Origin of the sequence: Rhodovulum sp. HP10 (assembly GCF_047553435.1) — a bacterium.
Classification (GTDB): Bacteria; Pseudomonadota; Alphaproteobacteria; order Rhodobacterales; family Rhodobacteraceae; genus Rhodovulum.
This window is the reverse complement of record NZ_CP180202.1, coordinates 18,899-43,921: the sequence shown is the minus strand read 5'-3', so window position 1 is coordinate 43,921 and position 25,023 is coordinate 18,899. Positions and strand designations below refer to the sequence as shown.

Here is a 25,023-nt window from a genome sequence, read left to right as displayed (position 1 = left end):
CTTGCAGAGCGGGCGCAAGGCCAATCCGGCTCTCCCGGACAAGGATCGGTTCCGGGCTGGAGCGGACTGGGTCCGGACGGGGGACCGCGCCCGGTCCGGGCTTCGGCAAGAGGGCATTTCGGACCGGAGGCGCCGTGCGAGACATCCATTCCTGCCTGTTCGGCACCTGGCAGCCCGGTATCGGCGATCCGACCTGGCAGGGCTGGGTCACGGTCGCGGTCTATCTGGCAGTGGCGGCGCTGGCCCTGCGCGCGGCATCGCGGGGGGTGTTCCCGGCCCCGAGCGCCCGGCGCGAACGGATCTTCTGGAGCCTCGTCGCCCTGGTGCTGCTGCTGCTGGCCATCAACAAGCAGCTCGACCTGCAATCGGCGCTGACCGCCGCCGGGCGCTGCCTGGCCAGGCTTCAGGGCTGGTACGGGCAGCGGCGGGCGGTACAGACCGAGTTCATCGTCGCGATCGGCGCACTGTCGCTGCTGAGCCTGGCCGGATTGCTCTGGCTGCTGCGGGGCACGCTGCGGCGCTCGGCCCCGGCGATTGTCGGGCTCTGCTTCGTATCGGGCTTCGTGCTGATCCGGGCGGCGGGGTTTCACCATGTCGACCACCTGCTCGGCATGCCGACATTGCTGTCGGTCCGGGCCAACATGGTGCTGGAACTGACCGGCCCGCTGCTGATCGCGGCCGCAGCCCTGGCCCTGAAGCACGGCGACCGGGGGACGGGCAACTCCGGCAGGCCGGGAGGGGGCTGAGCCTTCTGCCCCACCACCGGCGAAACGGGCACACCGATGGGCGCGCGCCTCGTGGAAATGCCGGGAGATCACGCCATGACAGGCGGGGGGGCATCTCCGGCCCCGGAAGGGGCTTGTGTCCGGCGCCGCGCCCTCTCTCCCGAAATCTCGATACCCAGTGTAGCTTCCCGGTCTCAATCCTCCGGGATGAACCTGGGCAGCTGCGGGGCCATGTCCTCCAGGATCGCGTCGAGCCGCGCCGCCGCGTCGGCGTCGCTCTCTTCGGGAAGGATCGGCGTGGTCAGGCGCACCAGCGCCCCGTCCGTCCGTCCGGTCCGCAGCGCATCGACGATCAGCCAGAGCTTGGCGGCGAAATCCCAGGCGACCTTCCGGCCCTTCTGGTCGAACCAGTAATAGACCATCATCCGCACCTCGCCCTTCTGGATGATCGCCTTGTTCAGGTGGAAGGGCTCGGCACTGCCCAGCTCGGCGGCAACGTCGGTGCGTTCGAGCCAGGCGATCTCCCAGCCGCCGGCGGGCAGGCAGACCTCGGGCGGATGCACCCCGCCATGGCTCTGATCGGCATACCAGGCCAGGAAGACGCCGACATAGGCGGGGCTGTCCGGGCTGGCCAGGGTGATCGAGTGATAGTCGTCGGCCTGCAGCGCCCGGGCGATGTCGGGGGCCAGAACGGAAGGCGGGCCGCTTTGCTGCCAGTCGCCGAACCGGCGCGGGAAGGTGACGAAACTGTCGCGCGCGACCGTTGTGGCGCTGCGGTCGGGCAGCATCTGCAGCGCGCCCACCCCGGCGAACATCAGGCCCGCGGCCGCGATCAGCGCCAGCGACGGCTGCACCAGGCGCAGCCGCATCAGCTGCGGCACCAGCCCCTCGGTGTCGAGATCGAGCGCCTCGGTCAGGCTCATCTTCGCGGGATGGAAGAACAGCATGATCCGGGCCAGCGCGAACAGGATCGCCACGCAGATGATGAAGATCACCCAGCCCTCGAAGAAATGGGTGAATCCCTCGACCCATTCGACCCCGAACTGGTCGACCATCCAGCCCGCGATCGCGATCCTGACCGCGTTCATCAGCACCGTGATCGGCGCCGCCGAGAGCAGCAGCACCGCCTTGTGCCAGACCGGGCCGCGATAGAGCACCGCGAAGATGTAGCTGAAGGACAGGATCGGAAACAGGTAGCGCAGCCCCGAACAGGCCTCGGCCACATGCAGCTTGTAGACCCCGAGGTCGATGATGTTGCCCTCGAGATAGACCGGCACCGCCAGAAGCCCGAGGAACCAGACCCCGAGCTCGGACGAGATGAACTGCAGCCAGGTGGTGGCCTTGTAATACAGCGTGTCGGGCAGCGGCAGCATGTAGACCAGATGCAGCACCGGCGGCCAGAAATGCCTGCCCGTCGACCAGCCGAAGCTGATCAGAAGCAGCCCGCCGACCCAGACGATCAGCGCATAGGCGACGATATCGTCGATATTCGAGACCCGTCCGACCATGCCCAGCATCAGCGCCAGCAGCACCACCAGCACCCCGGGCCAGCGATGCGGGATCTCGCCCGGGCGTTCGGGCACGGTTTTCAGCTGGCGCAGGAACAGAAGCCCGGACAGAAGCGGGATCAGCGGCCCGTGGCTGTATTCGGGTTTCTGCCAGGCCACCAGCAGGGCGTCGAGCCCGGGCCGGAAGAACAGCCCCGCCCCCAGCACCGCCAGCCCCAGCCAGAACAGACCCAATCCGGGAAACGCATGGCTCTGCCGACGCAAGGACAGCGCCTCGTTGAAAATCGACATCCGGATCAATCCCTGCTCAAACCCCGTCAGTTTATACCCGAAGGACCCCTGGAATTGAACCAAGAACTGCCCGTTTCCGGTCACCAAGGTGTAACGAGAAAGCCTCTCCGTCACCCGGTTCGCGGCCCCTGTCACAGGGCCCGCTGCCGGAAACATGCCGGCCTCATGCCTTTCGTGCGGACGGGGGGACGTCCGGCAGGCCGGAGGGTCCGCCATGCCGGGCGCCCCGGCCCTCTGGGCGCGATGCCCCGCAAAGAGGCGCGAAGGGGCGCGCGGCAATTGCAACGGAGCGCCTTCGACGCAGATTGGCACTCGCCATATGCGGCTGTTTTTCGTATGCCGAAGACCGTGTTTCCGGTTCCGTCCCGAGACCTCTCTGGGCTCTCTGGGGGACGCATCCCGGAAGGAAAGCCCCCCGCGGGCGCGTGATGATAGCGGTGGACATGCAGCGGCAAGACACAGGCAGCCGGGATCCGGCGCGAGAGCTGCAGCGATGATGGGCTGGAGCCCGCCCGATGGCGGCCCCGATGGCAACACCGGGCGCGCGGTCGCCGTCACGGTGGCCTCGATGGCCGGGTTGCTGGCCGATCTCGAGGCCCGGCTGACCCGGGGCGAGGGATTTTCCGTCGCCACGCTCAATCTCGATCATGTGGTCAAGCTGACACGCGATCCGGCCTTCCGCGCCGCCTATCTGGCCCAGAGCCATGTCACCGCCGATGGCAATCCGGTCGTCTGGCTGTCGCGCCTGGCCGGGCAGCGGGTCGAACTGGTGCCCGGCTCCGACCTGATCGGGCCGGTCTTCCGGCTGGCCGCGCGGCTGGGACTGCCGGTCGCCTTCCTCGGCTCGACCGCCGAGACGCTCGACCGCGCCAGGGAGGTGGTCGAGGCCGATTATCCGGGGCTGCGGGTGGTCGCGACCCTGGCCCCGCCGATGGGTTTCGACCCCGACGGCGCGGCGGCCGACGAGATGATCGGAGACCTCGGCCGGTCCGGGGCACGGATCTGCCTGGTGGCACTCGGCGCGCCCAAGCAGGAACGCTTCGCGGCCCGCGCCGCCCCCCGCCTGCCCGGCACCGGCTTCCTGTCGATCGGGGCGAGCCTCGATTTCGTGGCGGGCCGGCAGCGCCGCGCGCCCCGCTGGGTGCGCCGGATCGCGGCGGAATGGCTCTGGCGGATGCTGTCCGATCCGGCCCGGCTCGGCCGGCGCTATCTGGACTGCCTGCTCATCCTGCCCGGTCTGACCCTCCGCGCGCTCGGGCAGCGGTTCAGGCGGGGAGGCTGAGGATGGTGCCGCCGATGCTTGCCCTCTGGGGCTGGGTCATCGTCACGGTGATCCTGTTCCGGATGCTGCGGCCGGCCCAAGCCCTGGTCGCCTGCCTGCTCGGCGCCTATCTGCTCCTGCCGACCAGAACCGGTTTCGACCTGCCGCTTCTGCCCGCGCTCAACAAGCATTCCCTGCCCGCCATCGCGGCTGCGGTGATGACGATGATCGTCGCGACCGGGACGTCCCGTCCACGACCGGCAGGGGCAGGGGCAGGGGCAGGGGCAGGGAACGGGAGCAGGATCCTGCCGGGATGGATCCCGGGCAATATCTGGATCCGCCTGCTGTTTCTTGTCGCGGTGCTGTCGGTCGGGCTGAGCGCATTGGTCAATGATGACACGCTGGTCTACGGCCCGACGGTGCGGCGCGGATTGGGACCCTATGATGCCGGTTCGATGGTGCTGGCCATCGCGGTCACGCTGCTGCCCTTCGTGCTGGCCCGGCGCCTGCTGGCGGACGAGGCCGGGCGGCGGGTGCTGCTCTGGGGGATCTGCCTGTCGGCCTCGGCCTATGCCGCGCTTGCCCTGTTCGAGGTGCGGATGTCGCCGCAGCTCAACATGATGGTCTACGGCTTCAATCCTGCCTCCTGGATCCAGCACCTGCGCGGTGGCGGCTACCGCCCGCTGGTCTTTCTCGAACACGGGCTCCGGCTCGGGATCTTCCTGACCATGGCGGTTCTGATCGCCTGCGGGCTGTCCCGGACCGACCGGCGCCATCGCCTGCCCTGCCTGCTGGCTGCGGGATGGCTGTTCGGCACGCTGGTTCTGGCCAAGACCGTGGGCGCGCTGAGCATCGCCCTTCTGCTGATCCCCGTCGCGCTCTTTCTCGGCACCCGGCTGCAGATCATCGCGGCGGCGGTTCTGGCCGGAACCGTACTGTTCTATCCGCTGCTGCGCAGTGCCGATCTGATCCCGACCGAGCGGGTGCTGGGCCTGTTCGAGAAATACAGCAACGAGGACCGGGTCGGCTCGCTGAAATACCGGCTCAAGAACGAGGATATCCTGCTCGACAAGGCGATGCAGCGCCCTGCCCTGGGCTGGAGCTCCTTTGCCCGCAACCGCGTCTTCGACCCCAAGACCGGGCGCGATATCAGCGTGACCGACGGGATCTGGGCGATCGTGATCGGCGAGAACGGGCTGATCGGCTACATGGCGCAATTCGGCCTGCTGACGGTGCCGATCCTGCTTCTGGTCCGACGTCCGCGCCAGGTCGAGCCCAGCACCGCGCTTCTGGCGCTGGCGCTGGCCGCCAATCTGGCCGACATCATCCCGAATTCAAGCCTGACCCCGGTCACCTGGCTGATCGCGGGCGCCCTCGCCGGACGGCTCGAACAGGCCAGGATTGCGGTTCCGGCCGCCACCGGCACCGCCAGCGATCCCCCCGCCCGGGACCGCCCGTCCCGGCTTCGGGGCGGACAGGCTGCGGACGGGAATACCCCCCTGCCCGCGATGCGCGTCACGCCCTATACCCGACAGACCACGCTGCACAGCCGGAGCCGCCGCGGATGACCCACCGCCTCGTCGTCTCGATCATCAATTACCGCACCGCGGACATGACCCTGACCTGCCTTGCCTCGGTGCTGGAGGATCTCGACGGGATCGACGGCCATGTCGTGATCGTCGACAATGCCTCGGGCGACGGCTCCGGGGCCGTGATCCAGGACTGGCTCGACGCCCATCCCGGCGTGCCGGCGACACTGGTCCGCTCGGCCGCCAATACCGGCTTTTCGGGGGGGCACAATCAGGGCATGGCGGCAAAGCCCGCCCGGTTCTACCTGCTGCTCAATTCCGATGCGGTGCTGCGGCCGGGGTTCTGCCGCACCATCCTCGCCGCGGCCGAGGCCGAGCCTCAGGCCGGGCTGTTCGCGCCGCGCATCCTGCGCGAGAGCGGCGAGACCCAGGACAGCTGTTTCCGCTTCCATTCGCCCCTGAGCGAGCTGATCCGCGGCGCCAATACCGGGCTTGTCACCCGGGCGCTGCGCCGCTTTGAGGTTTCGCTCGGAACAGAGCCTGTTCCGGCCCGGATCGACTGGGCGAGCTTTGCCTGCATCCTGCTCAGGGCCGAGATGACGGCCGAGATCGGACCGATGGACGAGGGCTATTTCCTCTATTACGAGGATGCCGAATACTGCCTGCGCGCGCGCCGTGCGGGCTGGCGCATCGCCCGGGTGCCAGAGGCGGTGGCGGTGCATTTCCGGGGCGGCTCGGGCCCGGTCAAGACGCTCCGGACCGCCCGCAAGCGGCTGCCCCCCTATTACTACGCCTCGCGCACGCGGTTTCTCTATCAGGCGCATGGCCTCATCGGGCTCTGGGCCGCGAACCTGATGTGGCATGCCGGGCGCGGGCTCGCGCTGCTGCGCCGCCTCGTCGCCCGGCCCGTGCAACAGCCTCCGCTCGAGGGCGAGGCCCGCGACCTCTGGATCAACGCCGCCGACCCGCTCGGCCCCCGCCTGGCCCCGCATGAGACATGAGCCATCCCGATTTCATCATCATCGGCGCCATGAAAAGCGGCACCACCACGCTGGCGGCCCAGCTTGCGGCGCAGAAGGGGCTGTTCCTGACCGACCCGAAGGAACCGAACTTCTTCTCGGATGACGAGATCCATGCCCGCGGCCCGGACTGGTATGCCGGACTTTTCGCCGCCGCGCCGCCGGGGGCCCTGAAGGGCGAGGCCAGCACCCATTACACCAAGCTGCCGACCTATCCCGATACCGTGCGCCGGCTGGCCGCGGCAGGCCCGGCGCCCAAGCTGATCTACATGATCCGCAACCCGCTGGAGCGCGCGGTCTCGCATTACATCCACGAATGGACCACCGGCGAGATCCGAACCGATCTGGAGACCGCGCTGGAGCGCCACCCGACCCTGACCGAGTACGGGCGCTACGGCATGCAGATCGCGCCCTTCGCCGACACCTTCGGACCCGGACGGATCCTGTTGACCAGCCTCGAGGGACTGAAGGCCGACCCGGATGGCGAATTGGGCCGGATCAGTGCCTTTATCGGGCTGGAAACGCCCCCTGTCTGGCAGACCGGTCTGGGCGCGCGCAACGTCTCGGCCGAGCGCTTCCGCAAGCTGCCCTTCCAGCGCGTGCTGGTCGACAACCCGCTGGCCCGGAGCCTGCGTCATGCGCTGGTGCCCAAAGTGCTGCGCGAGCGGGTGCGGCAGGCGCGCAGCATCACGCGCCGCCCCGAGCTGTCCGAGGCCGCCCGCGCCCGGCTGATCGGGGTCTTTGCCGCCGACCGCGAAGCGCTGGCCCGGGTCTTCCCCGGCGATCCGGCGCTCGGGCTCTGCTATCCGTTCCTCGCGCCATGACCCCTACCGCCCCGTCCGGCCGTGAAGATCTGGCCGCGGTCGTCATCGGCCGCAACGAGGGCGCGCGGCTGATCCGCTGTCTCGACTCGCTGGCCGGGCAGGTCGCGCGGATCGTCTATGTCGATTCCGGCTCGACCGATGGCAGCCTCGAGACCGCCCGCCAGCACGGCGCCGAGGTGGTCGAGCTTGACCGCAGCCTGCCCTTCACCGCCGCCCGGGCCCGCAATGCCGGTCTGGCCCGGCTGAGCGAGACCGGCCCCCTGCCCCGCCATGTCCAGCTGGTCGACGGCGATTGCGAGCTTCGCGAGGGCTGGATCGAGACCGCGCGGGCCTTTCTCGACGCGACCCCCGCCGCCGCCGTGGCCTGCGGTCGCCGGCGCGAGCGGTTTCCCGAGGCCACGCTCTGGAACGGGCTGATCGATGCCGAATGGGACACGCCGGTCGGCCGGGCGCGGGCCTGCGGCGGCGATGCGATGATGCGGCTCGAGGCACTCATGGCGGCCGGGTTCTACAATCCCGCCCTGATCGCGGGCGAAGAGCCCGAGCTTTGCGTGCGGCTGCGCCGGGCGGGCTGGGAGATCTGGCGGCTCGAGGCCGAGATGACCTGGCATGACGCGGCGATGACCCGGTTCGGCCAGTGGTGGACCCGCGCCCGCCGCGCGGGCCATGCCTATGCCGAGGGCGCGCATCTGCATGGCGCCCCGCCCGAACGCCACAATGTCGCGCAGAGGCGCCGGGCGCTGATCTGGGGGCCGGGCGTGCCCCTGGCCGCAGCGCTCGCGACACTCGTCCTTGGCCCCTGGGGGCTGGCGCTGCTTCTGGTCTGGCCGTTGCAGGTGATCCGGCTGGGCCTGCGCGGCACCGGCTGGCGGCGGGCGCTGTTCCTGACCCTCGGCAAGCTGCCCGAGGCGCTTGGCGTCATTCAGTTCCATCTGAACCGGCTGCGCGGGCGCAGCGCCCGGCTGATCGAATACAAGTGACGGCTCAGCCCAGAAGCGGCAGGATCCGGTCCCAGGCAAGCCAGCAGGCATAACCGTTCAGAACGAGGCTCGCAGCGAGGATCGCCAGGTCGGTGAACGGGTCGTCGGCATTGTAGAGACGCAGGTAGCGGGTCCGGAGCGGATAGACCAGCAGCGCCGCCAACGCGGGAGCCAGGATCACGCCCGGAATGCCGATCGTCACCACCCCGATCAGCAGCAGCGGAAGCTGGATCGCGGCGGTCAGACCGACCAGGTGGAACTGCCGGCGGGAATCGCCGCTGGCCAGCAGGATCGCGCCATAGGCCAGCGAGATCAGCTGGGCGGGGGTCGCCAGCGCGAACAAGACCACCATCGGCCCGGCCAGCGCATAGCGCGGGTCATAGAGCGTCTCGATCAGGAAGATGCCGCCATAGGCCAGCGGTACGGTCAGCGCCACCAGCCCGCCCACGGCCAGCCGCCGCGCCTTGAGCACGTTGCGCCGGTTCGCCGCGCTCTCGGCGGGCGGGCGCATCCGGTAGAGCGGGCCGAGGATCCGGTTCAGCGTCGCCCGCGCCATCAGGACCGGCAGGCTGCCGAAGAAGAAGGCGATGGTATAGATCCCGAGCCGGTCGAGGGTGATGAACTTGCCGAGGATCGCGCGGTCGGCCTGGTTCACCAGAAACCCCGCGATGGTGCTGAGGAAGATCCACTTGCCGAACCGGATCAGATCGCCAAGCGAGGCGCGGTGCCAGCGCAGCCGGTTGCGGATCCCGGGCATCAGCACATGCGAGGCCACCACCATGAAGAGTGTGCTGACCAGCCCGCCCCAGATCAGCGCCCAGACCGAGCGCAGCCAGAAGGCCAGCGCGATGTTCAGCGCCAGCGCCAGCACCTGCGCGCCGATGGTCAGGGCGGTCTGGCGGCCGAGGCGCAGATGCCGGTTGGCGGTGGCGATATTGGTCGACATGAACCCCGCGATCAGCGCGTTCAGCGCCACCACCGGCAGAAGCTGCGCCAGCAGCGGCTCGTCGTAGAAATCGGCGACCGGCCCCGAGATGGCGAAGGCGGCCAGCCACAGGATCGCGCCCCGCAGGATCTGCACGGTCCAGGCGGTGTTGAGGTAATCCGGATCGTCGCCGCTCTTGCTGAGGGTGATCGAGGTGCGGATGCCGACATCGGAAAACATCTGCAGCCCGCTCATGAAGACCTGAACGATGGCCATCATCCCGAAGGCCTCGGGAAAGAGCAGCCGGGTCAGGATCAGGTTCGAGACGAGACGAAGCAGGTTCGAAGCCCCGAATTCGGCCAGCGAGAACACGGTCCCCCGCATGGCGCGCTTCTTGAGCCCCGTTTCGGGCTGCGGGTTCTGGATCACCGGGCTGTTCCTGCTATCGGCGAGGCTTTGACGGCTTATCCTTATCAAGCGGGAGGGCGCGAGATAAAGTGGCCTCATCTTTCTGGCGTCACGGCAACAGGCGAGTTTTCGATGTCACGCATTGCATTTTACCGGCTTGCCGGTCTTGTCGGCCTGGTTTTCGCCGCCGGGACCCTCTACCGGCTCTTTCCCATCGCCACGGGCCAGCCCGCCCTGTCGGAATTCTTCATGACCGAGGACGGCTATCTGATGCTGACCGTCGCCCGCAACATGGCGATCGGGCTTGGCATGTCGGTCTCGGACGGCACCATCCCGACCAACGGGGTGCAGCCGCTGGCCACCTTCCTGTTCACCCTTCCCTATCTGGAAAGCGGCGGCGACAAGGTGACGAGCCTGATCGGCATCCACCTGATCATGGCGGCCTGGTCCGCGGCCGGGTTCTTCCTGGTCCGGGCGCTGGCGGCAAGGATCCTCGACCCCGAGGGCCGGGCCCCTGCCCTGCCCTGGATCACGGCGCTCTCGTGGTATCTCTCGCCGCTTCTGGTTCTGCATACGATGAACGGGCTCGAGACCGGGCTTTACAGCGCCGCGGTGCTGGCCGTCCTGCTGATGTTCCTGCGCCTGCTGCCGCGCGAGGGCCCGCTGGGCTGGGCCTGGCATCTGGGATTCGGGCTGATGGGCGGGATCGCCTTCCTGGCCCGGATCGACGCGGTCTTCCTGCTGGTCGCGGTCTATCTGGTCTGGGCCATCGACGGGCTGGTCCTGCGCCGCGATCCGATCCGGACGGTGGCGGCCCGGATCGTGCCCTCGGGGCTGATCTCGATCCTCGTCGCCGCGCCCTGGCTCCTGAACAACCAGATCCGCTTTGGCTCGATCATGCCGGTCAGCGGTACCGCGCAGTCGATGGCAGCCGAGTTCGGCCAGAATCTGGGCGTGCTGCCGGTCAAGATCTTCGAATATGTCATGCCGATGCTGCCGGTTCCCAATGCGCTGGAAAAGACACTGCCGGTGATCGCAATCGCCACCGCCGTCAGTCTCGGCGTGCTGATCTGGTTCCTGATCGGCGTCTTCACCCGGGCCAGCCGGCCGGTCCGGCTGATGGTGCTGGCCTATCTTCTGTTCGGGGCGATGGTCAGCTTCTATTATGGGCTCTGGTTCGGCGCCCCCCATTTCATGAGCCGCTATCTGGCCCCGCTGGCGCCGCTTTGCATCATCGCCTCGCTCTGGGTGCTGGCCGATCTGTCGCGCTGGCTGTTTCCGGCGCGGGAGCTCCGGCCCGCGCTCTGGACCGGAGCGGCGGCGGTCGGTCTGTGCGGGCTGCTGCTCGGCCGGCTTCTGCTGCCCGGAGCGCAGGAGCAGGGTCACATGCAGGTGGTCGACTGGGTCGAGCGCAACCTGCCCGACAGCACCTGGGTCGCCGCCGTGCAGACCGGCACGCTCGGCTACTGGCACGACCGCACGATCAATCTCGACGGCAAGGTGAACCCCGAGGCGCTGGAGGCCCGGCGGCGCGCGGGCAACGTCCTGACCTATGTGGTGAACAGCCGGATCGACTATATCGCCGACTGGTACGGGGTCGGCAGCTGGGCGACGCGCGAGGATGGCGGCTTTGCCGAGGCCTTCGAGCTGATCGAACACAGCAAGTCCCCGTCGCTGGCGGTGATGCGGCGACGCGGGGTGAACGCGCCGGGCTGAGCCGCCTGAACCGGCCGGGCGCGCGCGGGGCCTTGCTCCGGCGCGCCTGCGCGTGTTTGCTGACACCGGTCAATGGCAAGGGGGAGCCTGACGTGATCCATCCAGTCATCCTGTGCGGCGGCTCGGGGACCCGGCTCTGGCCGTCCTCGCGCAAGGCCTATCCCAAGCAGTTCGCCCCGCTGATCGGGCGCGAGAGCCTCTATCAGCGGACCTTGCGGCGGTTCTCGGGCGGCGGCTTCGCGGCCCCCCTGGTGATGACCGGCAACGAGTTCCGCTTCATGGCGACCGAACAGGCCGCCGCGATCGGGCTGAGCGACGCGCGGGTGGTGGTCGAGCCGCTCGGACGCGACACCGCACCGGCGATCCTGGCCGCCGCGCTGATGCTCGAACGGGACGATCCCGGGGCGCTGATGCTGGTCGCGCCCTCCGATCACGTCATCGCCGACCTGCCCGCCTTCCTGGCCGCCATCGAAGCCGGATGCCCCCCTGCCCGCGACGGCGCGCTTGTGACCTTCGGGATCACCCCAGACCGGCCCGAGACCGGCTATGGCTATCTCGAACTCACCGCGCCGCCCGCGGGGCGCGCACCGGTCCCGCTGGCCAGCTTTCGCGAGAAGCCCGACCTCACCACCGCACGGGCGATGCTCGAGACCGGCATCTATCTGTGGAATGCCGGGATCTTCCTGTTTCGCGCGGCCGACGCCATCGCCGCCTTCGAAACCCATGCCCCCGAATTGCTGGCGCCCTGCCGGGCGGCCATCGCCGAGGGGCAGACCGATCTGGGCTTCTTCCGGCTGGCCGAGGCCCCCTATGCCGAAGCGCGGGCGATCTCGTTCGATTACGCGGTGATGGAACGGGCCGAGCGGGTGATGGCGGTGCCGCTCGAGGGCGGCTGGTCCGATCTCGGCTCCTGGGACGCGCTCTGGGCGGCGGCGGGGCCGGATGCGGACGGGGTGGTGGCCGACGGGGCGGTGACGGCGATCGATTGCCGGGACAGCTACCTGCGCTCGGAGGACGAGAGCATGCAGCTTGTCGGACTCGGGCTCGAGGGCGTGGTCGCGGTGGCGATGCGCGATGCGGTGCTGGTCGCCGACAAGTCCCGCGCCCAGGAGGTCAAGACCGTGGTCGAGACGCTGCGCGCAGACGGGGTCGCCCAGGCCGATCAATATCCCCGCTTCCACCGGCCCTGGGGCTGGTACGAGACCCTCTGCCTCGGCACCCGCTTCCAGGTGAAGCGGATCATGGTCAGGCCCGGGGGTGTGCTGAGCCTGCAAAGCCACCATCACCGCTCGGAACACTGGATCGTGGTCTCGGGCACGGCCGAGGTCACCATCGACGAGGAGGTCCGGCTGGTGACCGAGAACCAGTCGGTCTACATCCCGCTCGGAACCGTCCACCGGATGGCCAATCCGGGCAAGCTGCCGATGTATCTGATCGAGGTGCAGACCGGGGCCTATCTGGGCGAGGATGACATCATCCGCTATCAGGACATCTACGACCGGAGCTGAACGCCCGCGCGCGCCGCCCCGTATCAGTCCTCGGTCCGGCGCTTCTCGATCCAGGCCAGGAAGGCGCGGTCTGGCTGGCGGATCCGCGGCCGGCCGCTGGCGGCCCAGACCCCGCGCCATTGCGCCTCGAGCGCATAGATATCGGCGCCGGGCATCCGCGCCCGGGCCGCCTCGAGCGCTTCGGGCGACAGCACGGGAGGCGGGCCATCCGGCCGCCCCGTCCCCCGCTCGATCACCTCGTCGCGGCGACGCACGCAGAGGATGTCGCCCGGTTCCTCGGCCAGGCGGTATTCGGGCAGCCGGTCCTCGCGCAGGATCTCGCGCACCATGGCGCGGAACACCCGCAACGGGCTGGCCGAGCCGGTCTTCTTCCACAGCACCGCGACCGAGACCCGCCATTCGGGCTGGCGTCCGCAATGCTTGCGCGCCAGCTCGTAGATCCGCCGCTCGAGCGGCTTGCGCAGCTGGAAATAGTCGCGGCTGAGCGTCAGCACCGATTTCGCCAGTACCGCGCGATAGAGCCATTCGCTGAGCGTGACCGAGACCGAGACCATCCGCCCGGCCCGGGTCCGGCGCACGATCTCCCAGCTGTCGATCAGCCCGAAGCCGGTCGTCGTCTCGACATCGCCGGTGGCGATATTGGTGGTGATGCGGGTCCCGACCAGACGCTCGAAGGCATCGCGGAGCCGCTTGTAGCCATCGCCGCTGGTGTCGCGATTGGTGGCCAGCAGAAGATCATGCGCCGTCAGGGTCAGATGCCGCGAGGTCGGGCGTCCGGCATTCAGCGCGGCCATCAGCTGGCTGATGCAGAAGATCAGGATATCGGCGTCAAAAATCGTGGCCCGGCCCCGGACCGAGGGGGTGACCGTCACCCGCACCCCGTTATGTTCGTAATCGAGGATCCGCCGGTCGGGCCGGGTCGAGAGCGAGAACAGCGGATGCTCCATCGCCGCGATGTCATGCTTGGGGCTCGGGCCGAGAAAATCGCACACGAAGAAATCGCCGAGCGCGGCCGCAGTCACGCCCGCCTCGGTCTGCCCGCCCGCCTTTTGCCCGACTGCCCGCATCGCCCTTCCGATCCCGATGGCCGGGATTCGTCGTTTCATTGACGCCCAGACTACGTAGACGGCAACCGACCCGTCCAGCACCAGATCGTGGCTTCGGAATCGCCATGACGGGGGTTCAGAGTCGGTCTTTCGGGGGTTCAGAGTCGGGCCCTGCCCGAAAGAAGGAAGAATTTCCTTCAATCCCAATTGCTTGTGAAAGAGAGACGATCCCGTAACCTATACTAACGGATTATCTAACGAGAAAAAATCCGGGCACCGCTGTCCGGGGGCTGCTAGGGATAGGACGCCTTGGGGACTCTGCCTTGAAAACAGCCTGTTCCACCGGGAATGTCATATTTCGGGTTACATGTGACGCCTTTTGGCGTACATTGACAAAAAAGCGGCATATCGGGCGGGGCAGCCATGAGCAGAGACGACATTCCCCCTTATCTGAACATCTCTCCGGACCGGGCGGCAGAGCTTCTGGGCCCGCCGGCAGACACACCCGGTTTCGCGGCCGTGGCCGAGGCCTGCCGGAGAGGCCGCGAGGATCTGGCCTCGCGCGGGCTCGATGAAACCGGCGAACGGAAATTGCGGCTGTTCTCGACCTGGGAGATCACCCGCTACCTGATCCCGGTGGCGCCTGCCCATTTCCGCCGTGTGCTGCGCCAGAATCCCGACCTGCCCCAGGGGCTGAGCGAAAGCGCGGGCGGGGCGAAATGGTTCACCCTCGATGAGGTACTCCGGCTGCGGGCCCATTTCGGCGCGGAAGGCTCGAAGGCCAAGAACTACCTGCCCTACCGGCCGAAGGACCTGCCGGCCAAGATCGTCGCGGTCGCGAATTTCAAGGGCGGCGTCGGCAAGACCTCGACCTGCGCGCATCTGGCAATGTCGGCCGCGCTCGACGGTTACCGGGTGCTGGTGATCGATCTCGACAGCCAGGGCTCGATGACCTCGATCTTCGGCGGCCAGGTCGAGGATGAATGGCAGACCGTCTTCCCGCTGCTGGCCCGGCATTACGCGACCACGCTGCGCGCCGACAACCAGCGCAGGCTGGACCGGGGCGAGCCTCCCCTGCCCTTCGACGATACCCTGACCGAGGCGCTGAAGCTGAAAGCGCCCGATCTGATCCGCAAGACCCACTGGCCCAATATCGACCTGATCGGGGCGCAGCTGAACCTCTACTGGTCCGAGTTCCAGATCCCGGTCTGGCGGATGCAGTCGCGGGGCTGGCGGCTCTGGGATGCGCTGACCGATGTGCTGGCCGAAGATGGCGTGCTTGATGCCTATGACCTGGTGTTTCTCGATACCCCGCCCGCGCTCGGCTATCTGACGATCAACGGGCTGGCGGCGGCCGATATCCTGCTGGTGCCCTTCGGCGCCTCCTTTCTCGAATTCGATTCGACCGGGCGCTTCTTCGACATGCTGCATGCGACCTTCGCCTCGATCGAGGAGGGCGAGAATGTTGCCGCCCGGGCGCTGGGGCGCGAAGAGCTGCATTTCGAATGGGATGCGGTCCGGGCGGTGATGACCCGTTACGATGCCGGGCAGCAGGCCGAGATGGCCGGGCTGATCCAGGCCTATATGGGGCAGGTGCTGTCGCCCCACCGGCAGGATTTCACCGCGCTGATCGGCCAGGCCGGAGAGCAGGTGAACGGCATCTACGAGGCCGATTACCGCGATTTCAACCGCGAGACCTATGCCCGCGGACGCGCCACTTTCGATGCCACCTATGCCGCGTTCAAGATGCTGCTTTACGGGATCTGGCGCCGCGAGGAGACCGCCAGGATCGCCGCGGCCGAATAAGCCCCGGCCCTGCCCGTATTTTCGCTGAAGGAAGACCCCGCATGGCCCGACGCAAACGCCTCTCTCCGATCACCGGTCCCGCCGAAGACGGACCCGCCGCCCGGCCGGGACCGATCCCCGCCATCGCCCGCCCGCCAGTGGCCGAAATCGCCGCCGCGACCGCCAGTCAGGCCGCGCTCGAACAGTTGGCCGACGAGGTCGCTGCCGCCCGGCGCGAGGGGCGGATGGTCATGTCGCTGCCGCTTGAGGCGATCGAGGCCGGGCATCTCTTGCGCGACCGGATGCATTACGATGCCGAGGACATGGCGGCGCTGAAGGCGAGCCTTGCCGCGCGCGGGCAGCAGACCCCGATCGAGGTGACCGATCTGGGCCAGGGCCGGTTCGGGCTGATCTCCGGCGCCCGGCGGCTGGCCGCGCTGAGCGAGCTGGCCGCCGAGACCGGCGAGGCGCGGTTCGGACAGATCCTGTGCCTTCTGCGCAGCCCCGAAGGTGCGGCCGAGGCCTATCAGGCGATGGTCGAGGAAAACGAGATCCGGACCGATCTGTCCTTCTACGAGCGCGGCCGTCTGGTTGCAGAGGCGGTGCGGATGGGGCTGTTTCCCGATCAGGCGGCGGCGGTGAAGGGGCTGTTCGGCAATGCGCCGCCCGCCCGGCGCTCGAAGATCCTGTCCTTCGTGGCGCTGCACCGGGCGCTGGGGCCTGCGCTGCGGTTTCCGACCGCGATCCCCGAAAAGCTGGGGCTGGCGATCGTGGCCGGGCTGAAGGCCGATCCGAAGCTGGCCGACCGGCTGAGTGCCGCGCTGACGAAGACCCCGCCCGCCGATGCCGAGGCCGAACGCCGCCTGATCGAGCGGGCGCTGCGCAAGGCCCCTGCTGCCTCGGCTCCGCGTGGCCGCGAGGTCGCGCCTGGGATCCGTCTCGAGGCGCGCAAGGGGCGGCTCGTGCTGTCGGGGCCGGCTGTCGGGCCCGAGCTTGCCGGGGCGCTGGAAGCCTTCCTCGCCGGGCGCGACCCGCTCGGCTAAGGCCTGTGCCCGGAGGCCGGGCCGTGCTGACTGAGCGGCCTTCAAGGCGGCCCGCAGAGCATAACCGGCCGCTTTTCTCTCCTCTTTTCGGGCCCGGCGAGGATCTCGGGCACAGGCGCGCGCGCCCTCTTGCCGAGATCTGCCGACAGGCAGGCGGACGGCGCCATGCACCCCGGATTTTCGCATGCGAAAATCGGTGCGCGGTCTGGACAATTGACGCAAAAGGGCAGGGCGGTTCAAACTCGGGCGGGGATCGGGGGCTGTCCTGCGAAAGCGAGGTGCAGCGCCGCCATATGTCGGGGGGAGCGATGAGCGCAGGCGAGGACCTGGCCCGGATCAGGATCAATACCGGGATCAGCGTGATTGTCCCGACCTATCGCGAAGCCGAGAACATCCCGCATCTTCTGGCCGAGCTCGACCGGCTGCGGCGGGATTACGACCTGAGGCTGGAAGTTCTGTTCATGGATGACGACAGCCGCGACGGCAGCGTCGAGGCGGTGGCCGAAAGCGGTTTCGACTGGGCGCGGATCGTCGTGCGCACCCGCGATCGCGGGCTGAGCCGGGCGGTGATCGAGGGGTTCCGCGCCGCCCGCCATCCGGTGCTGGTCTGCATGGATTGCGATCTGAGCCATCCGGTCGAGGCGATCCCGCAGATGATCCTGGGGCTCGCCTCGGGCCAGCAATTCGCGATCGGGTCGCGCTATGTGCCGGGGGGCTCGACCGATGACGACTGGGGGCTCTTCCGCTGGCTGAACAGCGTGGTGGCAACCTTGCTGGCGCGTCCGCTGACCAAGGTGCGCGACCCGATGTCGGGGTTCTTCGCGCTGCGCAAGGCCGATTTCGATGCCGCGCGGGGGCTGAACCCGGTCGGCTACAAGATCGCGCTGGAGCTGATCGTGAAATGCGGCATGGAGAATGTCGGCGAAGTGCCGATCGCGTTTTCCGACCGCCGCTTCGGGGAAAGCAAGCTGACCCTGAAGGAGCAGCTGAAATACATCCAGCACCTGCGGCGGCTTTACCTCTTCCGCTTTGCCAATGCGATGTATCTGCTGCAATTCCTGGTGGTGGGCGCGACCGGCGCGGTGGTGAATCTCGCGGTGCTGTCGGGGCTGCAGCTGGTCGGCCTTGCGCCCTGGATCTGTCTGGCGGGCGGGATCGGGGTGAGCCTCGTGACCAATTTCCTGCTGAACCGCCGTTTCACCTTCAGCTATGCGCGCGGGCGCCATGCAGGTCGGCAGTTCCTGGGCTTCGTCGGGGCTTCGCTGGTCGGGCTGACGGTCAATTACGCGGTGGCGCTGGGGCTCAGCCACAAGGTCCTGACCGGGCCCTACGGGCTGCAGGTCTCGGCGCTGATCGGGATCGCTGCGGGGATGATCTTCAACTTCCTCGGCAACCGCTACATCGTGTTCCGCAAGCGCTATGTCCGGGACTGACCGGCCGGGACGACGGGATGTCCTGCGAGGCCCTTTCGTCAGAAGGGCAGATCCCCGAGCGCATGCAGTCGGCGGCCGAGATAGGCCGCACCCTCCAGAGTGAAGTGCCCGTAATCGAAAAAGGTCTTGTAGCCGTCATCGGTGATCGCGGCACAGCTTTGGGGCGCTGCATCGCAGATCGGCGCTATCTTGTCGATCACGGCAACGCCTTCGGCCCGACCGATGGCGGCGATCCGGTCGTTGATCGCGGCAATGTGTGAGGCGCGGCGGCTCCAGGCCAGTCGGCCGAGAGCCTCGGGATCGAAGGCGGCCCGGCTGCTGCGCAGGTACCAGTCGAAGACCGGCATCCCGTCGATCAGTTCGTATTCGGCGCTGCTCGTGGCCAGCACGACGGTTTTGTCGGCGGCCTTCAGCCGTTCGATCAGCTGTGACAGCCGGTCCAGGTGCCGGTCTGAATAGCGAAAGCTCAGCAGCACGATGTCGGCCGCGGCCAGGTTCGGCGCGGCGAAAAGGGTCTCGATCTGACCTTGGGGCAAGCGGGCATGCATGCCGAACCGCGCCAGCCCGATCCCGGCAAAGAGATCGGGATTGAGCGCCAGCGCGTTGAACAGATCCTTGGCGTGGGAATCGCCCAGGATCAGCACGCGCGGGCCGGGCGTGCCTTGTGCGAACCAGAGGCGCCGGGCCTCGAAAGGAGAGGGGGAACTGGCCTCGGACCCGGCTTCGCCCGAGGCCGCGGCCAGCGCGTCAAGAACCGTCCAGGACCGGTCGCGCAGGGCCTCGTTGTCGAACTCGTTCTTGCCGTAAAGCGCGATCAGGCCGGGCAGGCGGGCTTTCAGCCCGTCGGTGGCCAGCAGCGCCCCGACGAAGGCCAGAACCAGGAAGGTACTGCCCGAGAGACTGGCCACAAGGGGGCGAAGCCGGGTCCGGCGGCGGTCGCGGAACGGGGTTTCAACCCATAGATAGCTGGCCCGGGCCAGCGCCATCGCCAGCCCGATCCAGCAGAGCTTCTGCCAGGCCGGAGGATCGAGCTCGAGATGCCGGGCGAAGGCGAAGATCGGCTGATGCCAGAGATAGAGAGAATAGGAGATGAGCCCGATCGCCACGAAGGGCGGGCTGGCCAGAAGCCGGGTGACCGGATCGCCGCCGCCGGCATGCCGCAGCACCAGGGCGGTGCCCAGCACGGCGGGCAGGGTGCCGATGCCCGGATGGTGCCAATTCACTGGCAGCGCTGCCATCGGCAACAGGATCAGCGCGAGCCCGGCCCCGGCAAGCCAGGCGTCGCGCTGCGGCCGGGACCCACGATCCGGAGCGTGACGCATCACAAAGGCGGTCAGGGCGCCCGTCGCAAGTTCCCAGACCCGGCTCTGCAGCCCGTAGAAGGACAGAGACCAGTCCAGCCGGGTAAGGATCTCGGCCAGCACCAGTCCTCCCGCCGCCAGCGCGGCCAGGATCGGCAGCAGCAGCCGACCCGAGCGCGCCAGAACGGCCGCTACCAGAAGCGGGAAGAAGATGTAGAACTGCTCTTCGACCGCCAGCGACCAGGTGTGCAGGAACGGGTGAAGCGCGTCGGCGGCGGCCGCGTAGGAGGCCAGAAGGTCGTACCAGAAATAGTTCGATATGAAGCCAAGCGAGGCGGCCAGAGACCAGACGAAGTCGATCATCTGGCGTGGGTAGAGGATCGCCCAGGCCGCGGGGATCGAGGCGAACATCACCGTTAACAGCGCAGGCAGGATCCGCCGCGCCCGGCGTTCGTAGAAATTCAGGATCGAGAACCGGCCGGTCCGGTCCCATTCGGTCAGGATGAGCGAGGTGATCAGGAAACCCGAGATCACGAAAAAGACGTCCACCCAGAGGAACCCGCCCTTCAGCACCGGATGGCCGCTGAGGGAGAACTCGGCATGATAGATCAGCACCGACAGGACGGCGACGGTTCGCAGGCCGTCGATCTCGGGGCGGTAACGCAGGCTCATGCCGGATCCGTACAGCACAACACGGGCCCTGCCTGCGCCGGTCGGCGGAAGCCCGCAAGACAGTCGGTTTCGGTCCGGCTCTCGGCCGAGAGATAGCCGAGGGGGGCTTTCGACACAACTGCGGGGGGCTTGAAAAAAGCGGGCAATGCAGGGCGTCTGCGTTTTGAGTTTCCGTCCGCTCCGGCTATACAGATTGCAGTTTTTCGATTGTCACATGGTCCGATGTCCGATCCGTCCCGCGCCTATGTTTTGATATCACCTTGCCGGGACGAGGCGGCCCATATGCGCCGGACGCTCGACAGCGTGCTGGCCCAGAGCCTGCGGCCCGCGAAATGGGTGATCGTCGATGACGGCTCGACCGACGAGACGCCCCGGATCCTGGCCGATTATGCCCGGGCCCATCCCTGGATCGAGATCGTGGCCAGGCCCGATCGCGGCCAGCGGGCGGTGGGGCCGGGGGTGATCGAGGCCTTCTATGCCGGGCTCGACCGGGTCGAACCGGGCGCCTTTCCCTATCTGTGCAAGCTCGATCTCGATCTCGATCTGCCGCCGCGCTATTTCGAGACCCTGATCGAGCGGATGGAAGCCGAGCCCCGGATCGGCACCTGTTCGGGCAAGCCCTATATCCGGCGCGGCGGCACGCTGGTATCCGAGCGGCGCGGCGACGAGATGTCGGTGGGCATGACCAAGTTCTACCGCAGCGCCTGTTTCCGCCAGATCGGCGGTTTCGTGCGCGCGGTGATGTGGGATGCGATCGACTGCCACAAGGCGCGCCAGTTGGGCTGGATCGCGGTCAGCTGGGACCATCCCGACCTGAATTTCGAACATCTGCGGCCGATGGGGTCGTCCCAGAGCTCGATCTATACCGGGCGCCGGCGGCACGGCTTCGGGCAGTATTACATGGGCTCGGACCCGCTTTACTTCGCGGCGACCTGCGTCTTTCGCGGGCTCGAGCCGCCTTACCTGCTGGGCGGGCTGGCGATGATGCAGGGCTATCTCGGGGCCTGGCTCGGCGGCGCGGCTCGGCATCCCGATGCGGATCTCGTGGCCTTCATCCGGTCCTATCAGCGCCGGGCGCTTCGGATCGGGCGGGCCCGGGCCGTGGCCGAGATCGAGGCCGGGCGTGCGGCGATCTTCGACCCGGACCGGGCGGTCTAGCCATGGCCAGTGCTCTGCCTCTGCGGCCGTTCCGGGGCGCCTCTGCCGGACGGGAAGATCAGGCATGACGCTTCCCGATTTCTTCATCATCGGCGCGGCCAAGGCCGGGACGACCAGCATCTTCGCGCTGCTCGAACAGCATCCCGATGTCTTCATGCCGACCCCGAAAGAGCCCGAGTTCTTCGCGCGCGACGACCTTTATTCCGCCGGAATAGAGACGTATTCGGCACTGTTTTCCGGGGCGCGGCCGGGCCAGCGCGTGGGCGAGGCCTCGACGCTTTATTCGCATGCGCCGCTTTTCCCCGACACTGCCGCCCGGATCGCCCGCCATGTGCCGGAGGCGCAGTTCATCTATGTCCTGCGCGAGCCGGTGGCGCGGGCTTATTCCTTCTATGTCCAGCTGGTGAAGAACTACCAGAACGGCACCCGCGATTATGCCGTGCATCGCTCCTTCGAAGACTTCGTGCTGCCCGAGCGCCATGCCCTGGCAGCGCCCCGCGAGAAGGCGCTGGCGCCCTTCAACGCGCATTTCCCCGACACGCCCGAGCTTTGCCTCGCGGGCAGCGACTACCTCTTGCAGATCGAGACCTATCTGGCGCAATTCCCGCGCGAGCGCTTCCTGTTCCTGAGCTTCGAGGCCTTCCGCAACGACCCGCGCGCCACGCTGCGCCGGATCACCGGGTTTCTCGGGCTCGATCCGCTGCCCGAGGCGGCCTTCGGCGGCGGGGCTGCGGCGCGGAACGTTTCGCGCACGCATTTCGATCAACTGGAGGCGGCGGCCGGGGCGCAGCGGCTGCGCGGCCGGGTCGGGCCGCTCTGGGCGTTGCGGCGGCTTCTGCCCGACCCGCTGCGGGCGGCGCTGCGCCGGCGGGTGCTGTCGGCGGGGGCGGGCAGGGCGCATGAGCCGCCGCCGATGGAGCCCGCGACGCGCCAGCTGCTGGCCGCGCGTTTCCATCCCCAGATCCCCCGGCTGGAAGAGCTGACCGGGCTGTCTCTGGCCTCCTGGCAGGCGGGGCGGCTATGCTGAACGAAGCGTGCCTTGCGGCCCCCGTTGGGCCTTTCATCCGGAGAGAGCGATCGTGACGACAACAGACAGGCCGCGCGTTCTGGTCCTCGCGGAAAGCTGCAATCCTGAATGGCCGTCGCTGCCGGTCGTCGGCTACAAATATGCCCGGGCGCTGGCCCGGGTCGCCGATGTGACGCTGGCGACCCATATCCGCAACCGCGAGAATATCGAGGCGGCCGGGGATATGGGCTGCCCCGTGGTCTATATCGACAATGAATGGATCGCGGCCCGGATGTACCGGCTGGCCCGGCTTTTGCGCGGCGGCAGCGAGGTCGCCTGGTCGACCAACCAGATCATGGCCTATCCACCCTATATCGCCTTCGAATGGCAGGCCCTGCGCCGGTTCCGGGCGGATTTCGACGCAGGGCATTTCGACATCGTTCATCGCATCACGCCGATGTCGCCGACCCAGCCCTCCTATATCGCGGGCCGGATCCGGCAACCCTTCGTGCTTGGCCCGCTGAACGGCAATCTCGACTGGCCCGCGGCCTTTCGCGGCGAGCAGAAGCGCGAGCGCGAGCGCCTGCGGGGGCTGCGCGATCTTTACCGTTTCCTGCCCTTCGCGCGCTCGACCTTCACCGGGGCGGCGGCGATCCTCGCGGCCTTCCCGCATACGATCGCCGATCTGCCGCGGCAACTTTCGGACCGGATCGTGAATTTCCCCGAGATCGGGTTCGATCCCGAGATGTTCCACAGCCGGGGGCGGCGTCCGGTTCTGGCAGGCGAGGGGCAACGGCATTTTCTCTTTGCAGGCCGGCTCGTGCCCTACAAGGTGCCCGAGGTGGCGGTACGGGCCTTCATCGGCTCCGAGCGGCTGAAGCCGCATGTGCTTCATGTCCTGGGCGAGGGGCCCGAGCGGCCGCGGCTCGAGGCGATGGTGGCCGAGGCCGGCGCCGGGGAGCGGGTGATCTTCGAGGGCCGCCGGAGCCAGGCCGAGGTGGCCCAGGCGATGCGGCAGTCGGATGTCTTCGTCTTCCCCTCGATCCGCGAGCTGGGGGCGGGCGTCGTGATCGAGGCCATGGCCTCGGGCATGGTCTGCCTTGTCACCGATTACGGCGCGCCCGGTCATCTTGCCGCCGGGGGGCGGGGCGTGCGGGTTGCGCTGCAGCCGCTGGAGGGGCTGGTGCGGGACTATCGTGCCGCGATGGAGGCCTGTCTTGCGACGCCTGAGGTCCATGCCGAAATGGCGCACCGGGCCGAGGCCCATGCCGTGGCAGATTACACCTGGGCAGCCAAGGCCGGGCATACCGCAGGGATCTACGCCGCCTTGCAGGATGGCCGGGGGCTCGGGGGGCTGCAGCCCTACGGATGATCCGCAGCGCCGTCTTGCTGCGGACGGGGCAGGGGAAGGGGGCTGGGAGGGAAGGAAGAGATGGCACCGAAATTCGGAACCAGCGGCCTGCGGGGGCTCGTCAGCGAGCTGACCCCCGATCTGGTGGGCGCCTATGTCCGGGCCTTTCTCGCGGCCTGTCCTGCGGGGCCCCGGGTCCTTGTCGGACGCGATCTGCGTGCCTCATCGCCCCGGATCGCCGAAGACGTGATCGCCGCGATCCGTGCCGCCGGGGGCGAGGCGGTCGAGTGCGGCGCGCTGCCGACCCCGGCGCTGGCGCTGGCGGCGATGGGGCAGGGGGCGGCCGCGATCATGGTCACCGGCAGCCATATCCCGGCCGACCGCAACGGGCTGAAATTTTACCTGCCCTCGGGCGAGATCTCGAAGGCGGATGAGGCGGCCATCGGGGCGGCGCTGAACCGGCCCGGCTCCGTTTCCGCGACAGAACAGGGGGCGGGGCAGGGCCGCCGGACCGCCGCGCCGGAGGCCGGGGCGGCCTATGTCGCGCGCTATGTTCAGGCCTTCGGGGGGCGCGCGCTGGCAGGGCTCCGGGTCGGGGTCTATCAGCATTCCTCGGTCGCGCGCGAGACCATGGTCGGGATCCTCGGTGCGCTCGGGGCCGAGCCGGTGCCGCTGGCCGCTTCGGACAGTTTCGTGCCGGTCGATACCGAGGCCGTCGATGCCGGAACCCGGACGATGCTGGCAGAGTGGTGCGCGGGGCAGGGGCTCGATGCGCTGGTCTCGACCGATGGCGATGCCGACCGCCCGATGCTGACCGATGCTGCGGGCAGGATCGTGCCGGGCGACATCCTGGGCGCGCTCACCGCCAGGGCGCTGGGGGCAAAGGCGGTCTGCACCCCGGTCTCGTCGAACAGCCTGGTGACGCGCCTGCCCGAATTCGAGACGGTGCGGCTGACCCGGATCGGCTCGCCCTTCGTGATCGCGGCGATGGAAGAGATCCTCGCCGCCGATCCGGGCGCCCGGGTGGTGGGCTTCGAGGCCAATGGCGGCTTTCTTCTGGGCTTTGCCGCCCGGGGCCCGGCCGGGCCGCTTGCCCCTCTGATGACGCGGGATGCGATGCTGCCGCTGGTGGCCGTCCTGACGGCGGCCCGTGCGGCGAGTGGTGCGGCGGGTGATGCGGCGGGCGGGGTCGCGGGGCTGGTCGCGGCGCTGCCCGCGCGGCACACCGCGGCCGACCGGTTGCAACAGGTGGCCCCCGAGGCGTCAGCGGCGCTGCTGGCCCGGCTCGACGGCTCGGCCGAGGCCCGGGCCGCCTTCTTCGCGCCGCTGGGCCGCGAGGCGGGCTGCGACCGCACCGACGGGCTGCGCGTCAGCTTCGAGCGCGGCGAGATCCTGCATCTGCGCCCCTCGGGCAACGCCCCCGAATTCCGCGTCTATGCCGAGGCCGACAGCCCCGAGCGGGCTGCGGCGGTGCTGAAGCTGGGGCTCGGGCGGGTGGCGGCGGCGCTGGCAGAGCGCGGCGTGCAGGAGTGAG

19 protein-coding genes are annotated in these 25,023 nt (G+C 68.5%); 15 read left to right on the top strand and 4 right to left on the bottom strand.

Annotated elements, in window-relative coordinates:
• Nucleotides 1-134 precede the first annotated feature (134 nt).
• On the top strand, nt 135-746 hold the full coding sequence (locus ACK8CO_RS19475; RefSeq protein WP_414899067.1) for an isopropylmalate isomerase: 612 nt from the start codon (nt 135-137) through the stop codon (nt 744-746).
• Nucleotides 747-919: 173 nt separating this feature from the next.
• On the opposite strand, the gene xrtD is transcribed toward ACK8CO_RS19475, so the two are convergent.
• Complete coding sequence (gene xrtD / locus ACK8CO_RS19470) at nt 920-2,524, bottom strand: VPLPA-CTERM-specific exosortase XrtD (RefSeq protein ID WP_414899066.1); 1,605 nt, start codon at nt 2,522-2,524, stop codon at nt 920-922.
• 493 nt (nt 2,525-3,017) lie between these two features.
• Here xrtD and ACK8CO_RS19465 point away from each other — a divergent pair, with 493 nt between their 5' ends.
• Genes ACK8CO_RS19465 through ACK8CO_RS19445 form a run of 5 tightly spaced genes read left to right on the top strand, consistent with a single transcriptional unit; the run spans nt 3,018 to nt 8,137 of the window.
• The gene (locus ACK8CO_RS19465) at nt 3,018-3,806 is read left to right on the top strand and encodes a WecB/TagA/CpsF family glycosyltransferase (protein ID WP_414899065.1); all 789 of its coding nucleotides are present in this window, start codon (nt 3,018-3,020) and stop codon (nt 3,804-3,806) included.
• Between the two features lie 2 nt (nt 3,807-3,808).
• Nucleotides 3,809-5,353, top strand: a complete 1,545-nt coding sequence (locus tag ACK8CO_RS19460; protein ID WP_414899064.1) for a hypothetical protein — start codon at nt 3,809-3,811, stop codon at nt 5,351-5,353.
• Entirely contained in the window at nt 5,350-6,315 is a 966-nt protein-coding gene (locus tag ACK8CO_RS19455) for a glycosyltransferase family 2 protein (protein ID WP_414899063.1), read from the top strand. The genes ACK8CO_RS19460 and ACK8CO_RS19455 overlap by 4 nt, the downstream gene beginning before the upstream one ends.
• On the top strand, nt 6,312-7,157 hold the full coding sequence (locus tag ACK8CO_RS19450) for a sulfotransferase family protein (protein WP_414899062.1): 846 nt from the start codon (nt 6,312-6,314) through the stop codon (nt 7,155-7,157). The genes ACK8CO_RS19455 and ACK8CO_RS19450 overlap by 4 nt, the downstream gene beginning before the upstream one ends.
• Entirely contained in the window at nt 7,154-8,137 is a 984-nt protein-coding gene (locus ACK8CO_RS19445) for a glycosyltransferase family 2 protein (protein WP_414899061.1), read from the top strand. Before ACK8CO_RS19450 ends, ACK8CO_RS19445 begins: the two co-directional genes overlap by 4 nt.
• Nucleotides 8,138-8,141: 4 nt before the next feature.
• Here the strand turns inward: ACK8CO_RS19445 and ACK8CO_RS19440 are convergent, their stop codons facing one another.
• Entirely contained in the window at nt 8,142-9,491 is a 1,350-nt protein-coding gene (locus ACK8CO_RS19440; protein ID WP_414899060.1) for an oligosaccharide flippase family protein, read from the bottom strand.
• A gap of 111 nt (nt 9,492-9,602) precedes the next feature.
• Here ACK8CO_RS19440 and ACK8CO_RS19435 point away from each other — a divergent pair, with 111 nt between their 5' ends.
• Both ACK8CO_RS19435 and ACK8CO_RS19430 read left to right on the top strand, forming a co-directional pair.
• The gene (locus ACK8CO_RS19435) at nt 9,603-11,186 is read left to right on the top strand and encodes an ArnT family glycosyltransferase (protein ID WP_414899059.1); all 1,584 of its coding nucleotides are present in this window, start codon (nt 9,603-9,605) and stop codon (nt 11,184-11,186) included.
• Between the two features lie 92 nt (nt 11,187-11,278).
• A complete protein-coding gene (locus ACK8CO_RS19430; RefSeq protein WP_414899058.1) occupies nt 11,279-12,694 on the top strand; it encodes a mannose-1-phosphate guanylyltransferase/mannose-6-phosphate isomerase in 1,416 nt (471 codons plus the stop codon).
• A gap of 23 nt (nt 12,695-12,717) precedes the next feature.
• On the opposite strand, the gene ACK8CO_RS19425 is transcribed toward ACK8CO_RS19430, so the two are convergent.
• Nucleotides 12,718-13,761 carry a replication initiator protein A gene (locus ACK8CO_RS19425; RefSeq protein WP_414899098.1) on the bottom strand — a complete coding sequence of 348 codons (1,044 nt, stop codon included), beginning with the start codon at nt 13,759-13,761 and terminating at the stop codon, nt 12,718-12,720.
• Nucleotides 13,762-14,163: 402 nt separating this feature from the next.
• Here ACK8CO_RS19425 and ACK8CO_RS19420 point away from each other — a divergent pair, with 402 nt between their 5' ends.
• The 3 genes from ACK8CO_RS19420 to ACK8CO_RS19410 all read left to right on the top strand — a co-directional run bounded on the left by ACK8CO_RS19420 (nt 14,164) and on the right by ACK8CO_RS19410 (nt 18,001).
• The gene (locus tag ACK8CO_RS19420) at nt 14,164-15,546 is read left to right on the top strand and encodes an AAA family ATPase (protein ID WP_414899097.1); all 1,383 of its coding nucleotides are present in this window, start codon (nt 14,164-14,166) and stop codon (nt 15,544-15,546) included.
• A 41-nt stretch (nt 15,547-15,587) separates the two neighbouring features.
• Nucleotides 15,588-16,568 carry a ParB/RepB/Spo0J family partition protein gene (locus ACK8CO_RS19415; protein ID WP_414899096.1) on the top strand — a complete coding sequence of 327 codons (981 nt, stop codon included), beginning with the start codon at nt 15,588-15,590 and terminating at the stop codon, nt 16,566-16,568.
• A gap of 308 nt (nt 16,569-16,876) precedes the next feature.
• Nucleotides 16,877-18,001: a glycosyltransferase gene (locus ACK8CO_RS19410; RefSeq protein WP_414899095.1), complete on the top strand. Its 1,125-nt coding sequence runs from the start codon at nt 16,877-16,879 to the stop codon at nt 17,999-18,001.
• A gap of 38 nt (nt 18,002-18,039) precedes the next feature.
• On the opposite strand, the gene ACK8CO_RS19405 is transcribed toward ACK8CO_RS19410, so the two are convergent.
• A complete protein-coding gene (locus tag ACK8CO_RS19405) occupies nt 18,040-19,974 on the bottom strand; it encodes an acyltransferase family protein (protein ID WP_414899094.1) in 1,935 nt (644 codons plus the stop codon).
• Nucleotides 19,975-20,196: 222 nt separating this feature from the next.
• Between ACK8CO_RS19405 and ACK8CO_RS19400 the strand changes: the two genes are divergently transcribed.
• From ACK8CO_RS19400 to ACK8CO_RS19385, 4 genes are all read left to right on the top strand, one after another.
• Nucleotides 20,197-21,132 (top strand): glycosyltransferase family 2 protein, encoded by a 936-nt coding sequence (locus tag ACK8CO_RS19400; RefSeq protein ID WP_414899093.1) that lies wholly within the window; start codon nt 20,197-20,199, stop codon nt 21,130-21,132.
• A 64-nt stretch (nt 21,133-21,196) separates the two neighbouring features.
• The gene (locus tag ACK8CO_RS19395) at nt 21,197-22,159 is read left to right on the top strand and encodes a sulfotransferase domain-containing protein (protein WP_414899092.1); all 963 of its coding nucleotides are present in this window, start codon (nt 21,197-21,199) and stop codon (nt 22,157-22,159) included.
• A 52-nt stretch (nt 22,160-22,211) separates the two neighbouring features.
• On the top strand, nt 22,212-23,510 hold the full coding sequence (locus ACK8CO_RS19390) for a glycosyltransferase family 4 protein (protein ID WP_414899091.1): 1,299 nt from the start codon (nt 22,212-22,214) through the stop codon (nt 23,508-23,510).
• Between the two features lie 60 nt (nt 23,511-23,570).
• Entirely contained in the window at nt 23,571-25,022 is a 1,452-nt protein-coding gene (locus ACK8CO_RS19385; RefSeq protein WP_414899090.1) for a phosphomannomutase, read from the top strand.
• Nucleotide 25,023 lies beyond the last annotated feature (1 nt).

Coding starts and splice junctions, on each gene's coding strand:
- ACK8CO_RS19465 (WP_414899065.1), top strand. CDS start 3,018: ATGATGGGCTGGAGCCCGCCCGATGGCGGCCCCGATGGCAACACCGGG.
- ACK8CO_RS19410 (WP_414899095.1), top strand. CDS start 16,877: ATGAGCGCAGGCGAGGACCTGGCCCGGATCAGGATCAATACCGGGATC.
- ACK8CO_RS19460 (WP_414899064.1), top strand. CDS start 3,809: ATGGTGCCGCCGATGCTTGCCCTCTGGGGCTGGGTCATCGTCACGGTG.
- ACK8CO_RS19415 (WP_414899096.1), top strand. CDS start 15,588: ATGGCCCGACGCAAACGCCTCTCTCCGATCACCGGTCCCGCCGAAGAC.
- ACK8CO_RS19395 (WP_414899092.1), top strand. CDS start 21,197: ATGACGCTTCCCGATTTCTTCATCATCGGCGCGGCCAAGGCCGGGACG.
- ACK8CO_RS19455 (WP_414899063.1), top strand. CDS start 5,350: ATGACCCACCGCCTCGTCGTCTCGATCATCAATTACCGCACCGCGGAC.
- ACK8CO_RS19420 (WP_414899097.1), top strand. CDS start 14,164: ATGAGCAGAGACGACATTCCCCCTTATCTGAACATCTCTCCGGACCGG.
- ACK8CO_RS19450 (WP_414899062.1), top strand. CDS start 6,312: ATGAGCCATCCCGATTTCATCATCATCGGCGCCATGAAAAGCGGCACC.
- xrtD (WP_414899066.1), bottom strand. CDS start 2,524: ATGTCGATTTTCAACGAGGCGCTGTCCTTGCGTCGGCAGAGCCATGCG.
- ACK8CO_RS19385 (WP_414899090.1), top strand. CDS start 23,571: ATGGCACCGAAATTCGGAACCAGCGGCCTGCGGGGGCTCGTCAGCGAG.
- ACK8CO_RS19405 (WP_414899094.1), bottom strand. CDS start 19,974: ATGAGCCTGCGTTACCGCCCCGAGATCGACGGCCTGCGAACCGTCGCC.
- ACK8CO_RS19400 (WP_414899093.1), top strand. CDS start 20,197: ATGTCCGATCCGTCCCGCGCCTATGTTTTGATATCACCTTGCCGGGAC.
- ACK8CO_RS19445 (WP_414899061.1), top strand. CDS start 7,154: ATGACCCCTACCGCCCCGTCCGGCCGTGAAGATCTGGCCGCGGTCGTC.
- ACK8CO_RS19425 (WP_414899098.1), bottom strand. CDS start 13,761: ATGCGGGCAGTCGGGCAAAAGGCGGGCGGGCAGACCGAGGCGGGCGTG.
- ACK8CO_RS19435 (WP_414899059.1), top strand. CDS start 9,603: ATGTCACGCATTGCATTTTACCGGCTTGCCGGTCTTGTCGGCCTGGTT.